11 protein-coding genes are annotated in these 14358 nt (G+C 52.1%); 8 read left to right on the forward strand and 3 right to left on the reverse strand.

The window, feature by feature from the left end; translation table 11 throughout:
- Positions 1 to 4: 4 nt before the first annotated feature.
- Genes IAG03_RS07200 through IAG03_RS07210 form a run of 3 tightly spaced genes read right to left on the reverse strand, consistent with a single transcriptional unit; the run spans position 5 to position 3167 of the window.
- Positions 5 to 1354, reverse strand: coding sequence for an MATE family efflux transporter (locus tag IAG03_RS07200; RefSeq protein WP_249319447.1), 1350 nt, complete (start codon positions 1352 to 1354; stop codon positions 5 to 7).
- A 17-nt stretch (positions 1355 to 1371) separates the two neighbouring features.
- On the reverse strand, positions 1372 to 2316 hold the full coding sequence (locus IAG03_RS07205) for a M28 family peptidase (RefSeq protein ID WP_249319448.1): 945 nt from the start codon (positions 2314 to 2316) through the stop codon (positions 1372 to 1374).
- Positions 2313 to 3167 (reverse strand): AraC family transcriptional regulator, encoded by an 855-nt coding sequence (locus tag IAG03_RS07210; RefSeq protein ID WP_249319449.1) that lies wholly within the window; start codon positions 3165 to 3167, stop codon positions 2313 to 2315. Before IAG03_RS07210 ends, IAG03_RS07205 begins: the two co-directional genes overlap by 4 nt.
- A 137-nt stretch (positions 3168 to 3304) precedes the next feature.
- Between IAG03_RS07210 and IAG03_RS07215 the strand changes: the two genes are divergently transcribed.
- The 8 genes from IAG03_RS07215 to IAG03_RS07250 all read left to right on the forward strand — a co-directional run bounded on the left by IAG03_RS07215 (position 3305) and on the right by IAG03_RS07250 (position 14041).
- Complete coding sequence (locus tag IAG03_RS07215; RefSeq protein WP_249319450.1) at positions 3305 to 5206, forward strand: glycoside hydrolase family 3 C-terminal domain-containing protein; 1902 nt, start codon at positions 3305 to 3307, stop codon at positions 5204 to 5206.
- A gap of 82 nt (positions 5207 to 5288) precedes the next feature.
- Entirely contained in the window at positions 5289 to 6329 is a 1041-nt protein-coding gene (locus IAG03_RS07220) for a Gfo/Idh/MocA family protein (protein ID WP_249319451.1), read from the forward strand.
- 125 nt (positions 6330 to 6454) lie between these two features.
- Positions 6455 to 7096, forward strand: coding sequence for an HAD family hydrolase (locus IAG03_RS07225; RefSeq protein WP_249319452.1), 642 nt, complete (start codon positions 6455 to 6457; stop codon positions 7094 to 7096).
- Positions 7097 to 7169: 73 nt separating this feature from the next.
- Positions 7170 to 8042, forward strand: coding sequence for an NAD(P)-dependent oxidoreductase (locus tag IAG03_RS07230; protein ID WP_249319453.1), 873 nt, complete (start codon positions 7170 to 7172; stop codon positions 8040 to 8042).
- A 148-nt stretch (positions 8043 to 8190) separates the two neighbouring features.
- On the forward strand, positions 8191 to 8580 hold the full coding sequence (locus IAG03_RS07235; RefSeq protein ID WP_249319454.1) for a spore cortex-lytic protein: 390 nt from the start codon (positions 8191 to 8193) through the stop codon (positions 8578 to 8580).
- Positions 8581 to 8592: 12 nt separating this feature from the next.
- Entirely contained in the window at positions 8593 to 9981 is a 1389-nt protein-coding gene (locus IAG03_RS07240) for a peptidoglycan-binding protein (RefSeq protein WP_249319455.1), read from the forward strand.
- Between the two features lie 11 nt (positions 9982 to 9992).
- Positions 9993 to 10529 carry a peptidoglycan-binding domain-containing protein gene (locus IAG03_RS07245; RefSeq protein WP_249319456.1) on the forward strand — a complete coding sequence of 179 codons (537 nt, stop codon included), beginning with the start codon at positions 9993 to 9995 and terminating at the stop codon, positions 10527 to 10529.
- A gap of 215 nt (positions 10530 to 10744) precedes the next feature.
- Positions 10745 to 14041, forward strand: a complete 3297-nt coding sequence (locus IAG03_RS07250; RefSeq protein WP_249319457.1) for a Cna B-type domain-containing protein — start codon at positions 10745 to 10747, stop codon at positions 14039 to 14041.
- Positions 14042 to 14358: the final 317 nt, after the last annotated feature.

The raw sequence follows: 14358 nt of genomic DNA on the forward strand, positions 1-14358 counted from the left end.
TCTCCTATAGGTCCGAGACGACGTTGTTGATCCACTTTTTCGAATAGACGCGCGGAATTCCGAGAATCGGTTTGGCGATTTTTTCGGTGCTGACACAGAGGAAAACCGCCCAGAGCGGAAAGCCGAGATAGACGCCTAAAAATCCGAGCGGCATGCCGAGCAGCCAGACGGAGAGCGTGTCTAGGAGACAGGCAAACTTGGTGTCGCCGCCGCTTCGGCAGACACCGACAATGACCAGCATATTGATAGAGTCCGGTATGGTGGTCAGACCGTGCAGCAAAAGCAGTTCGTTTGCGAACTGAAGCGTTTCGTCCGAAACGTTATAAATCGAAAGAATGAGCGGACGCAATAAAATGACGGCAACACAGACGACAGAGCCGATCACGAGCATCAGAATCATAAAGCGTTTGCTGTCCGCAAAGGCTTCTTCCTCTTTGCCAGCGCCGATTTTGTTGCCGATCATGATTGCAGCGGCATTTCCGGCTCCGCGGACAAAGACAAGCAGCATCTGTGCAATGGTGTTGGCAATCTGGACGGCGGCGACGGCGTTTGTGCCCAAAAGCCCGAAGGCGACAGAATAAAGCGAGGTGCCGATGGACCAGAGCGTTTCGTTGATGAGAACCGGTGCGGTAGTTTTTACATACCGGCGGACAAACATGCGGTCAAAGCAGAAAAGCTCCCGGAAAGTTGCGGCGCCGGCCATTTTGTGGCGGTAAATGAAGAAAACCAGCACCGCGCACTCGACGGTACGGGCGATAACCGTTGCGATGGCGGCGCCGTTGACGCCGAGCGCCGGCGCACCCAAGAGCCCGAAAATCAGGATGGCGTTTCCCACAATATTGATCATCATGGAGAGCACGCTGGTAAAGGTTGGCAATTTCATGTTTCCGGTAGACCGGCAGACAACGGAAAGCGCAAATCCGATCACGGTCGGAACGTAGCTGATTCCGACGATGGAGAGATAGCCTGCGCCGTAGTCGATGACGGATGCTTCATGGGCATAAAAATTGATGAGCGTTCGGGGCAGAAAAATTGCGCCGACTGTAAAGAGCAGCGCGGCGGTAATGCCCAGAATGTACATCATACCGATGGTTCGCCGTGTGTTCCGGACATCCTTTGCACCCCAAAACTGTGCCAGAAAGACCGATGCGCCGGAAAAAATGCCGAACGAGATGAGGTTGAGAAGAAAGAAAATCTGGTTTGCGGCACCGGCGGCTGCAACCTGTTCGTCGCCAAGCCGGCCGAGCATAATCACGTCGGCAAGATTGACGGCGGAAGCGACCAGAAACTGCATGGAGATCGGAAGCGTCAGCCGCAGCGCTTCGCGCAGGAATGCTTTGTTTTGCTGTTTCATAATAATCCCTCAAACTTTCATGCGCCGGAAGATTCTGAGAGGCGCAAAATAAATCTGCGGAGCAGATCCAGATTGGTTTCGTCAAACACCGTGTCGCGCGGCGTGTGGATCCGGCTCAGATAAAGTCCAAAGAGCCTGGATTTCCGCAATGCGGCGACAACGGCGTACTTTTGAAATCCGATTTGATCGGATGGGTAGAAAATCGAAGCGGACGAACAAACAACCGCTTTTTTTTGCGGATCCGCAGGCAACGCTTCCTGAAATTTCTCAAAGAGCGCCCCGTCTGCTACAAAACGCCGGTTTGCCGCAAACAGCAGCGTATCCCCGTCAGAAACGCAGTCGAAGTTCACGACAGCTGTATTCCGAAGCGTCTTTTTGTGTCGGCGCCGAAAGGCGGAGGAGCCGATCAGGCCGCATTCTTCTCTGTCAAAAAAGACAAAGGCAATTTTTCGGTCGGCCAAAGCTTCCGGAGAGAGACTGAGAATGGCTTCGGTCAGCGCAATGACGCCTGAGGTGTTGTCATTGCTGGTATGGCGGTTGGCCGGACCAAAGAGCAGCAGTGCACAAAAGAGGAGGAGCGCCAGCAGGTAGGCAAAAAAAGAAGCCTCTCCGCTTTTGGTGATCCAAAAGACCATTTGCTGAACGCAGATGCTCAGCGCAACCAGAAGGAGCACCAGAAAAAGCTGGTATAGCACAGAAACGAACAGATTGCGCGGGGCGATGAAATTCGGAAAAGGCAGCACTGCACAGGTGTCATAGTGCGCGGTAAAGAGCAGATCCGCGCGGTCCGCGTCTCCGACGACGACATTGACCGTTCCGCTCGTCAGGCCGTGCCGTTCCTCAAATACCGGGTATCCTGCGGCGGAAAGCTTATCGGTCAGGCGACGGCGAAAAGCGGCCTTTTGCCGGCGGGTTTTGCGTACCTGCCATTTTTCGAGAATTTCCTGAGAAAAGCGGGTCATCGGGACAGGCTCCTTTCTGCTTGTGTGTGGTGAACCTGCGTCCGGTAAGCGCTGGGCGTCAGGTGAAAATATTTCTGAAACAGCCGGTTGAAAGAACGGATGTTGCGAAATCCGGCTTCATAGGCGATATCGATAATCCGGTCAGAGGAGAACGAAAGCGCCGCCGCGGCTTTTTCGAGCCGGTATAGCGCTAAATAATCCATAAAACTCATCGAAGCGGCTTTTTGAAACTGATGTGCGAAATAATATTTGGAGTACCCGCAGCAGGAGGCGATTTGTTCCAGCGTGATTTCCTCGCGGTAATGTGCACTCAGATAGGCGAGAACGGTTTCCAAAAGTGCCGACGCGTTGCGCAGACGGGTGCGCTCCTCCGGCAGAATGGGTGCGCTTTTCAGTTCCCGCAGAAGCAGCAAAAGCAATTTTGCGGTTTCCAGCGCCACTGCGGCCTGATAGCCCGGCTGCCGTTCGGCATCCTCTTTGAGAATTGTGGCGATAATTTCCCGGAGCGCCGGATAAGCGCAGTCTCCGGGAGAAATCCGGCTGCAGCAAAGCCGGCGTTCGGCAAGCGATTTGCAGGACTGCGGAACATAAAGTTTCATGAGCAATTCGCAGTTCTCGGTTTCTGTCCGCATGCTGTGAATTTCGCCGGGCAAAAACAGACAAAAATCACCTTTTTGCAGCAGAAGGGTCTCCGTTTCATTGGAGGCGAGAAGCGAGCCTTCTGTGACAAACAGCAATTCGACTTCCCGGTGGAAATGTGCGGCGTAGGTGATGTTCCGGCTTGCTTTGTTGATAAAGGGATATTCCGCGGTGGCGGGGTTGATATCAGATTCGAAAAGAATCGGCTTCATCGCAGACCACCTCCGATCCCATTCTATCATAAAACCAGGAAAAAGCAACTGAAGTCCATATTTTCGCAAGAAAAGCTTTGACGGAAAGCAATTGCTTTCGTATGATGAAAAAAACAACAGGAGAAAGGAAGAAAACGATGGATTTTAAAGCAGCCGCAAAAGAGCTGGTTTCCAAGATGACCTTTGCAGAAAAAATTGCGCAGATGCAGCACGATGCACCGGCCATCGAGCGCTTGGGCGTTCCCGCATACAGCTGGTGGAACGAATGTCTGCACGGTGTCGCACGCGCCGGCGCTGCAACGGTATTTCCGCAGGCGATCGGAATGGCCGCCAGTTTTAATGTGGATCGGATGTATGAAGTTGCGACGGCAATTTCCGATGAAGCGCGCGGCAAATACAACGAATATAAAAAGCAGTACGGAACGACGCCGATGTATCACGGCTTGAATTTCTGGTCGCCGAACATCAATATTTTCCGGGATCCGCGCTGGGGCCGCGGACATGAGACTTACGGCGAGGATCCGTATCTGACCGGCACCATGGGTACCGCTTTTATTAAGGGCCTTCAGGGCGATGGAAAATACCGCAAGGTGGACGCGACGATCAAGCATTATGCCGTACACAGCGGACCGGAGGCAGACCGCCACAGCTTTAATGCGGCCGTCGGACAGAAGGACCTGTATGAAACCTATCTCTGGGCATTCCGGTACTGCATTGAACACGCGCAGCCTTCTGCGGTTATGGGTGCATACAGCCGGACAAACGGCGAACCTTGCTGTGCAAGCGAGACCCTGCTGAAAAAAATTCTGCGCGGCGAATTTGGGTTTGACGGTTATGTCGTGTCGGACTGCGGCGCAATCTGCGATATCAACCAGTTCCATCATATCACGGCAAACGAGGCAGAAAGCGCGGCGCTTGCGGTGAATAATGGCTGTGATCTCAACTGCGGAACCGCCTACAAGTGGCTCAAAACAGCGGCGGCGCTCGGTCTGGTTACCGAAGAAACCGTAACCGTCTCGGTAGAACGCCTGTTTGAAGCGCGCTTCCGGCTGGGCATGTTCTCCGACGACTGCCCGTATGACGCCATTCCGTATGATGTGGTGGAGTGCAAAGCGCACACGGAGCTGAATCGGAAAATGGCACAGGAAAGCATTGTGCTGCTGAAAAATGATGGACTTCTGCCGCTGCGCGGACAGAAAAAAATTGCCGTAATCGGACCGAATGCAGATAGTAAAGATGTTTTGCTGGGCAATTATAACGGAACACCTTCGTCCTATGTGACGCTGCTGCGCGGTATTCAGGAAGGAACCGACGCACAGGTCCGGTATGCAAGAGGCAGCCATCTGTGGGATCCGATGACCGGCGGCTGGGATCCGCGTGTCGGCGACTGGAATGAGCATCCGCTGCGCGAAGCGGTGCTTGCAGCGCAATGGGCAGATGTCGTCATTCTGTGTATGGGTCTCGACCCGCGGATGGAAGGCGAAGAAGACGCGCACAATCCGAATGCAGCGGACTTGGGAGATAAAGCCAATATCGATCTGCCGGAGGTCCAGCAGGAGCTGTTCCGTGCGATTGCAGCAGTCGGAAAACCGATGGTATTTGTCAATGTCAGCGGAAGCTGTGTTGCGCTTTGTGAGCAGGACGAAAAATGCGGGGCTGTTTTGCAGTGCTTCTATCCCGGCGCGGAGGGCGGCCATGCGCTGGCGGACATTCTGTTCGGAAAAGTAAGCCCGAGCGGACGCCTTCCGGTGACCTTCTACCGCTCCGACGACGACCTGCCGCCGTTCTGTGATTATTCCATGGAAAACCGGACCTATAAGTTCTTTAGGGGCGAGCCGCTCTATCCGTTCGGCCATGGTCTGACGTACAGCGATATTAAAGAAGAATGGACAGACGAAAAGACGGCGCAAGTCACAAACAACGGACCGTATGAGACAGAGTATTCCGTGCTCCGGTACGAATGGATTCCGCACAAGAACCTCTGCGGATACCAGAAAATCAAACTGGCGGTCGGAGAGACAAAAACTGTAAAATTTTAACAGTTTGCTAATTGAATAAAGGTGGCTTTTGTACTATCATTCTTCTTGAGGAGAAGCAGTTTTGAAACAAGGAGGAGATGGTATGAAGCCAATTAAAATGGGGGTCATCGGCGCTGGCGGTACCTGGGGGCAGACGCATGTCAGCATCTATAAAGAGCATCCGCTTGCGTCGGTGACGGCAATTTGTGATCTGAACCGTTCCAGTGCAGAAGCAGCTGCGGCAAAGCTGGGCATTCCGCAGGAAGCCGTGTATACGGATTACCGCGAACTGCTCCGGCACGCGGATGTGGATGCCGTTGCCATTGTCACGCCCGACTTTTTACATGCAGAGCTTGCCGTTGCGTGTGCGAAAGCCAAAAAGCACATGCTGATCGAAAAGCCGCTTGCGACGACGAGAGAAGATGTGGATCGCATGATGGAAGCGATTGCGCAGAATGGCGTGCGCGTGATGGTGGATCTGCACAACCGCTGGAGCCCGCCGTTTAACGCCGCATGGAGTGCCATCCATTCCGGAAAGTACGGGAACCCTTGTACGGCTTATTTCCGTCTGAACGATATCCGATGGGTTGCGACAGATCTGCTCAAATGGTCGGCAAAATCTTCGATCCTCTGGTTTCTCGGCAGTCATTCGCTGGATACGCTGCGCTGGCTAATGGGGAGCGAGCCGTCGGAGATCTATGCAGTGAAACACGAAGGCGTTTTGCGTGCGGAAGGTGTTGACACTGCGGATGCCTATCAGACGACCATCAAGTTCCGCAACGGCGCAATTGCGCAGATGGAAAACGGCTGGATTGATCCGAACGGAAACGGTTGCATCAATGATATCAAGTTTAATATGGTGTTGGAACGCGGGAAAATCGATATCGATACGTCGAGCCATGGTATGATGGAAATTGCGGATGACCGTCAGGCGGTGGTTCCGGATGTGCTGGTCTCGAATTTTGTGTTTGGAAAATGCCGCGGGTTTGCCTATGAGAGTATCAGAAGTTTTATTGATCAGCTTTATACGGGGGAGGAGTTCCACGTTACGCTCAGGGACGCGGCCAATACATCGCTTTCTATTCTGAAAATCATGGAATCTGCCGAGAACGGAAAACCGGTGCTGGTTGACGGGCTTTATTAAAGAAGATGGCCCTTTCCGCGCAACTCCGTTGACAGAACTCCGGAAAAAAGGTATTCTTTTTTTGATACAGCTATTTGGGGAGAAGTTTCACTTTCTGTAGCAGGAAAAGAAGGGAACGCGGAAAAATGAATGTAAGAGCAGTTTTGTTTGATATGGATGGGGTTCTCATCGATTCCGAAGCCGTAATGCTTCGTGCCGCGATGGATGCGTTGCGGGAATTTGGAATCGAAACCGCACCGGCGGATTTTGAACCGTTTGTCGGTGCCGGTGAGGAGCGCTATCTCGGCGGACCGGCAGAAAAATACGGGTTTTCCTATCAGCCGGAATACAAGGCGCGGGCCTATGCGCTCTATGGCGCGTGTGTCCGGACAGATGCAAAGGTACCGGGAGACGTCCTTTCAACGCTGCAGTATTTAAAGAAAAAGGGATACCGCCTTGCAGTAGGGTCCAGCGCCGACCGGATTAAGGTGGAGTACAACCTTGCCGCGTTGGGGCTTCCTGCGGACTTTTTTGATGAGCTGGTAACAGGAAGCGATGTGAAGCGGAAAAAGCCGTTTCCGGACGTTTATCTTTATGCAGCGGAAGCGCTGCAGGTTTCTCCTGCAGACTGCGTTGTGGTAGAAGATGCGCTCAACGGGATCCGTGCAGCACAGAATGCGGGCATGCATACCATTGCGATTGCCTCCACATTTCCGCGAGAGCAGCTTGAAGAAGTCTCTCCGGAGGAAGTGATCGATCATCTCGGAGAACTGAAAAATCTACTCTGATCAAATCAAAAGCGCCGTAGCCGGTTGGCTGCGGCGCTCTGCATGGTTTCGTACAGAGAAAGGGTGTTGCAAATTGAAAACAGTTGGATTTATCGGAATTGGCCTGATGGGAACCTCCATGGCGGAAAATCTCATAAAAGCAGGATTTACGGTATCGGTATATACGAGAACGAAGGCCCGCGCGCAGGCATTTCTCGAGAAAACCGGTGCGGCCTGGTGCGCATCCGCCGGTGCATGCGCATCCGGAAAGGACGCAGTGATTACCATGGTCGGGTATCCGCAGGATGTGGAGGAAGTGTATTTCGGCGAAAATGGAATCCTCGATGCTGCGGCCCCGGGGACATATCTCATTGACATGACGACAACAGACCCCCGCCTTGCAGTTCGAATTGCGGAAGCGGGAAGCGCGCGCGGGCTGCACGTGCTGGATGCACCGGTTTCCGGAGGGGACACCGGCGCCCGGAATGCGACGCTGTCGATTATGGCGGGCGGAGATCCGGCGGATTTCGAAAAATGCCGTCCGCTTTTTGCGGCGATGGGAAAAACGATTGTTTATGAGGGACCGGCCGGTGCAGGTCAGCATACGAAAATGGCAAACCAGATCGCGATTTCCGGCGCGCTTGCCGGTGTTTGCGAGGCACTCTCTTATGCAGAGCACGCAGGACTGGATCCGCACAAAACGTTTGAAAGCATCTGTAAAGGTGCAGCCGGAAGCTGGCAGATGGAAAATCTGATGCCGAAAATGATTGCAGGAGACGATGCGCCGGGATTTTTCCTCAAGCATCTGTTGAAAGATTTGCGTCTTGCCTGTGCGCAGGGAGAGCCGGGCAGCCTTCCGGTATTAGAGCAGGTTTGTAAGGCGTGCGGCGAGTTGGACGCACAGGGGCTTGGCGATTTGGGGTCGCAGGCGCTCATCCGGTATTATCGCGAACATCGCGCAGAATAAAACAGCGGTTGCTTCATCAAGAAAACGTGTACGGCGAAAGCGGTACACGTTTTTTAATTTGCGCGGGAAAGATTCCGGTAGGCGGTATTTTCGTCCGCAGTTTGCGATATATATTAAGGAAAAGATCACAAGAGAGGAGTGAAGCGCGATGCCGGAGCAAGGATATCTGGTTGCAAAGGCAGTAACCTCTAATGCGAGAATTCCGGTAGAAGATGTGACCATTACGGTTACCCAAAGGTTGCCGGACGGCCGGTATGAACTGCTGGCGGTTTGGATTACGGATGAAAGCGGAAAGACGCCTTCCATTGCGATTCCGACGCCGGATTTGAGCATCAGCCAGGCGCCGTCCCAAAAGCGGCCGTTTTCCCTGGTGTACCTGATGGCGGAACATGCGCTTTATGAACGGATTGCGGTGCGGGATGTGCAGATTTTTTCCGGGATCGTGTCCATTCAGGAGCTGCAGCTGATTCCGCTGGATGAATTCCCGGAACTTCAGGATCAAACAGAATTTTTTGAAATTCCGCCGCAGCAGCTGTGAGGAGATGAAACGATGCCAATTGTAACGCCATATGTTCCCGAAACCATTACGGTTCATTTGGGCGCGCCGGCAAGCGGCGCCGCCAATGTTACGGTCGCTTTTTCGGATTACATCAAAAATGTTGCTTCCAGTGAGATTTATCCCACCTGGAATGAAAGCGCGCTCCGGGCAAATATCCTGGCGCAGGTTTCTTATGCGTTAAACCGCGTTTATACCGAATACTACCGAAGCCGCGGCTATAATTTCGATATCACGAATTCCACCGCTTACGATCAGGCATATGTTCATGGACGCAATGTTTTTGAAGATATCAGCCGCCTGGTGGATGAACTGTTCAACGACTATATCCGTCGTCAAGGGTTTGTGGAACCTCTGTTTGCCGCATTCTGCAATGGAACGACAACGACCTGTGACGGGCTCAGTCAATGGGGTTCTGAAGAGCTGGCGCAGCAAGGCTATAACTCTGTGCAAATTCTTAAGACCTATTATGGGGAGGACATCGAACTTGTGACAGACGCGCCGGTTCAGAATGTGGTTCATTCCTACCCGGGATCGCCGCTGCGCGAAGGCGACGTCGGCCCCAATGTCGTCGTCATTCAGAGTTCTCTAAACCGGATTTCGCAAAACTACCCGGCGATCCCGAAAATTTCACCGGTCGACGGTGTTTTCGGTCCCTCGACAACGGACGCGGTGCGCCGCTTCCAGGGTATTTTTTCTCTGGCAGTGGATGGAATTGCCGGAAAAGCAACCTGGTATCAGCTTGTGAAACTCTATGTCGGTGTTCAGCAGCTTACGGAGCTGAATTCCCAGGGGCAGACTTTTACAAACATTTCCTGGGCGTATCCAGATGCCATTACAGAAGGGGATCGGGGCGAAAAAGTGATGCTGCTGCAATATATGTTAGCGGTTCTTGCGGAATTTAATCCGCAGATTGCGCCGCTTTCGGTCAGCAGTGAATTTGACGCCGCAACAAAGAATTCGGTGCTGTCTTTTCAGAAGTGGGCCGGGCTTCCGGAAACGGGAGAGGTCGGTGCTGCGGATTGGGATGCGATTTACAATACCTATGCCGGAACGGCTCTGGCTGTGCAGGAGGTCGGAGAACGGTTTCCCTTTCCGGAACTTGCATCGGCCACGTCCATTTTGGAGCTGCAAAAACAGATTTCCAATTTGGCGGATGTCATTCCCGGCATGACCGACCAGCAGCTGACCGGTCAATATAATCCGGAGACCCGCCAGAATATCCGGCAATTTCAAAAGCAATACGGCCTTCCGGTGAACGGCCAGGTCAACGCGGAGACACGAAGTGCGCTGGCTGGGGCTGCCGGGGAAATGCGGTATGCGGATTCCACGCGATTTACACAGTTTCCGGGCAATACGCTGCGGTACGGCGATACCGATTAGGAGGTGCAGAAATGGCATTTTCAATTCCGATTCATTTTGTTGGCAAACCGGTACGAAGCCTGCAGACCATGCTGCGGATGATTTCCCAGTATGCCGAGGAAATCCCGACGGTGATTCCGGATGGGATCTATGCAGACAGTACGGCAGCCTGTGTAACCGCTCTGCAAAAACGGCACGGGTTGCCGATGACCGGAGAGACCGATTTTCATACCTGGACGGTGATTGCCAAAGAGTACCGGCGGGCAGTGCTGGAAATCGGGCCGGCAGAGTCAATCCATCCGATTTTGCAGCCCAAAGAGGCGATTCGCGCACAGGAGATCAATCAGAACCTGTTCATGATTCACGGGATGCTTTTGGCAATTCGGGAGTATTTTCCCTCTATGCCGCTTGTCCAGTGCAATAACCTGCACGATGCCGCATCGGTTGCGGCAGTTCGATGGCTGCAGGTTCGTGCGGGGCTGCCGGCTACCGGCCAGCTGAATCGGTCGACCTGGAAGTGTTTAGCCCGGCTTTATCGGATGGTGATTGGATCTGGATCTAGAATTTAGTGAGCGTAAAATTAACCAAATATTAAAAAATTATGGATTCTGGAGATTGATATTTTGAGATGGTTATGATATAATTTGCTTGGTTCATCTTGTGGATGGGAATGGACTGCAATAAAGGGAAAGTCGGACGTCAAAATTCGAGCTTTTATGTGTGCCGAAAGTGGTATAGATAATAGCATAGAAACAAGTCCGATTAAAAAGGAGGAAACTCTCGAATGAAAAAGGTATTGTCAATTGCCTTGTGCCTGTTGACCCTCTTAGCGGTAATTCCGTTTGCGGCGCCGGCGGCACAGGCGGCGCAGGCAAGCCAAAAGGGAAATTATTACGCAGCGGATACGACGAGCGGCGCATTTAACAGCGACGCGGCGCCGACGCTTGCAGAAGGCAATACGCAGCTTTCCTATGCGGACGGCTTTGTCAAGGTGAATAAAACACTCAGCGAGACGGGAACAGAAAACCTGTTTGACGTCAACCTGGAAGTGGTCACCAAAGAGCAGATCGAACAGATCAATACGTCTCCGGATGCTGCTGCAGTGCTGCTGATTGACGTTTCCGGCAGCATGGATAGCGGTGGAAAGATCGGCCATGCCAAACGTGCGGCGCAGACGTTTATCAACAGCTTTAAAAGCACGCACTCCGGCGTACAACGGAAAGTCTCGATCGTGGTGTTTAGCGGCAACGACACGAGGGAACGGCGGGATGGTGCAAGGGTCCAGCAGACATGGACGGATGCCAGCGCACTGGCAACGGCAAATAACCAGACCTTGACCTCATCCATTCAGAGCATTTCGGCATACGGCGGCAGCAACCTCGAGGCCGGACTGATTTTGGCGCAGAATATTCTCAAATCCGACGATGTCAAGGATATTTCCAATAAAAATATCGTTTTGCTGTCCGATGGGCTTCCGACATATGGCGTAGACAAGAATAACGCGGCTGCCGATATTACCTCTATGAGCAGAGTTTGCCCGAATGGAAAAGGCATGATCGGAAACGGATATGGAACTTATGATGGTTCGTTCTTGGAGCAGGGAAATTCGTCCCTGCATACAATTCATGAAAATATTGTTCCGTGGATGACTGCTATCCACAATGCAAACATTTCGGCGTATGCGGTATATGTCGGAAACGATACGTTCCAATGCAAACGCGATTGTGAATGGGCTGGAGAATCCGCGGGCTCCTGGCTCAGCGGAGTCGGCTTTACGACGTTCTCCACGACAGACGCAAACAAGCTCGAAGAATACTTCCAGAATATTTCCGAGTGGATCCAGCTTAAAGCAAATGCTTGGACGGTAACGGATCCGATGGGTGCAATGGTCAATTTTGAAGGCTTTAACACGTCCTCGGATATCGTGGATGAGTTCGCTACAGCGGACAACGGCCGTACCGTAAAGTGGGATTTGAAAAAATCCTCTGCAGGCGGACGTTATACGGTAAGAGATCTTTCTGCCGGCGAGAAAGAGTATGTGTACACCCTTTCTTATCAGGTGAAGCTCGATACGCTGAATCCGGCATTTAAAGCACAGGATGCAAGCGGAAATACGCAGTACTATCCGACAAACGGCGTAACCAGCCTGTACTATACGCTGGAAAGCGCAACCGAGCAGCTGACAGCGGACTATGCATATTTCAACATTCCTTCGGTAAACGGATTTACCGGCGACATCAGCCTTTTGAAGAAGGGCTCCTTCGGCGAACTGGTGGAAGGCGCAGTCTTTACGCTGACAACTGCGGATGATCCTGATTTTTCGATGCAGGCAACTTCTACTCTTGATGAAAACGGCAACCTGGTATTGGAAGGAATTCCGTCCGGTCATACCTACACACTGACAGAAACGACAGTTCCGAACGGATATCAGGATAATGGCGTTACCGTGCCGATTACAGTGGCATGGGGTGCTGCAACTGCAGACATCATCAGCGATGCAATTCACAATGAGTCGAAATTGCTTGACAAACTGACGGTTACGAAGATCTGGGACGATGATGGCAACCGTGACGGCGTTCGTCCGTCGAGCATCCGTGTCCAGCTTCTGGCTGACGGAGAGGCTTACGGAAATCCGGCAGAGCTCTCTGCGGATCAGATAGACAATGACGGCAACTGGACGTATACCTGGGAGGGCCTCCCGGCTTATAAGAACGGTGTTCTGGTAACCTATACGGTAGAAGAATTGGATGTCGATGGATATGATTCTTCGTATGATCAGAACAGCCTTGTGATTACCAACACACATGAAATTGCAACCGTAGAGAAAACGGTCACAAAAGTCTGGGACGATGATGGTAACCGTGACGGTGTCCGTCCTGAAACGATTTCCGTGCAGCTTTATGCAGACGGTGAAGCCTATGGTTCCCCGGTAACGCTTTCTGCGGACATGATCGACAACAGCGGTAACTGGACCTATACCTGGAACGATCTCCCGGCCAACAGCAACGGCCAGCCGATTCAGTATACGGTGCAGGAAACGGAAGTTGATCCGAACTATACCAGCACTGTGAACGGTATGACAATTACCAACAAGCATGAAGTGGAAACTGTCGATAAGACGGTTACGAAGATCTGGGACGATGACGACAACCGTGATGGCATCCGTCCGGATCGGATTCTCGTTGTGCTGTTTGCCAACGGCGATCAGGTCAGCGAGCCGGTCGAGCTGCGTGCAGAAACGGGCTGGAGCCATACCTGGGAAGACCTTTTTGCAAACGATAACGGTGAGCCGATCGAGTATACGGTACAGGAAATGGAAGTTCCGCTGCCCTACGTTGTATCGGTAGATGGATTTAACATTACGAACAGCTATAAATCTGCAACGACAGCAAAGACCATTACAAAGGTTTGGGATGACAACAACGACCAGGATCGGATTCGTCCGGAGAGTGTTGCGGTTCAGCTCTATGCGAATGGAAACGCTGTCGGAGAAGCCGTTTCGCTGAGTGCGCAGAGCGATTGGTCTTATACGTGGGAGAACCTGCCGGTGAATGAAAAAGGCAAGGCGATCGAATATACGGTGGAAGAAATCGATGTTCCGGAAGGATATGAGGCTTCCTTCTCTGCTGAGACGTTCACGCTGACCAATACCCATAAACCCGGAACAGTTGCGAAGACGGTCGCGAAGGTTTGGGACGACAACAATAACGCTGACAAAAAACGTCCGGACAGCATTCAGGTTCAGCTTTATGCGAATGGCGATGCGGTCGGCGATCCGGTTGTTTTGAATGCGGATGGCGATTGGAAATACACTTGGGCAAATCTGGATGCGAAGAAAGATGGCCAGGAAGTTTCCTATAGCGTCAAGGAACTGGAAGTCCCGAAGAATTACAAAGCGTCTTACAGCGAGGATGGATTCACCATCACCAACAAGCTGCAGAAAGATCCTGTAAAGCCGGTAACCGGTGATACAATGCATTTGGGACTGTGGCTGATTGGATTTGTTGTGGCAGCGAGCGCTTTGTGCGTAGGAATTCTTCTTAAAAAGAAGACTAGCCGGAAAGCGGCTCGGCATTCCTAAGATCGGAATCCACAATTAGAAGTGCGCATCAAACGGTGCAGAACCCAGCTTGGGTTTCTGCACCGTTTCTTTATGGTATTTTATTCAGAATGCTCTTGCGTTTCTGTCGGCGGAAAAGTTCGGGCACTTTCACATAGAAAAATGAGAATGCGCTGGTTGATAAAAAAAGGCCAGAGAAACGCGTTGTGATAATTACAAGAAAAACAAATTCGGAATCGTACAATATTCTCTGCATTGGCGCGAGGTATTTCGGAATTCCGGGCGATTGAGCATGGAATGGAACGATATTTTTTCTTCCACCTTTTCGCGCGCTTTAG

It is taken from the genome of Yeguia hominis, from assembly GCF_014384705.1.
In the GTDB taxonomy this organism is placed as follows: Bacteria; Bacillota; Clostridia; order Oscillospirales; family Acutalibacteraceae; genus Yeguia; species Yeguia hominis.

Coding starts and splice junctions, on each gene's coding strand:
- IAG03_RS07200 (WP_249319447.1), bottom strand. CDS start 1,354: ATGAAACAGCAAAACAAAGCATTCCTGCGCGAAGCGCTGCGGCTGACG.
- IAG03_RS07205 (WP_249319448.1), bottom strand. CDS start 2,316: ATGACCCGCTTTTCTCAGGAAATTCTCGAAAAATGGCAGGTACGCAAA.
- IAG03_RS07210 (WP_249319449.1), bottom strand. CDS start 3,167: ATGAAGCCGATTCTTTTCGAATCTGATATCAACCCCGCCACCGCGGAA.
- IAG03_RS07215 (WP_249319450.1), top strand. CDS start 3,305: ATGGATTTTAAAGCAGCCGCAAAAGAGCTGGTTTCCAAGATGACCTTT.
- IAG03_RS07220 (WP_249319451.1), top strand. CDS start 5,289: ATGAAGCCAATTAAAATGGGGGTCATCGGCGCTGGCGGTACCTGGGGG.
- IAG03_RS07225 (WP_249319452.1), top strand. CDS start 6,455: ATGAATGTAAGAGCAGTTTTGTTTGATATGGATGGGGTTCTCATCGAT.
- IAG03_RS07235 (WP_249319454.1), top strand. CDS start 8,191: ATGCCGGAGCAAGGATATCTGGTTGCAAAGGCAGTAACCTCTAATGCG.
- IAG03_RS07240 (WP_249319455.1), top strand. CDS start 8,593: ATGCCAATTGTAACGCCATATGTTCCCGAAACCATTACGGTTCATTTG.
- IAG03_RS07245 (WP_249319456.1), top strand. CDS start 9,993: ATGGCATTTTCAATTCCGATTCATTTTGTTGGCAAACCGGTACGAAGC.
- IAG03_RS07250 (WP_249319457.1), top strand. CDS start 10,745: ATGAAAAAGGTATTGTCAATTGCCTTGTGCCTGTTGACCCTCTTAGCG.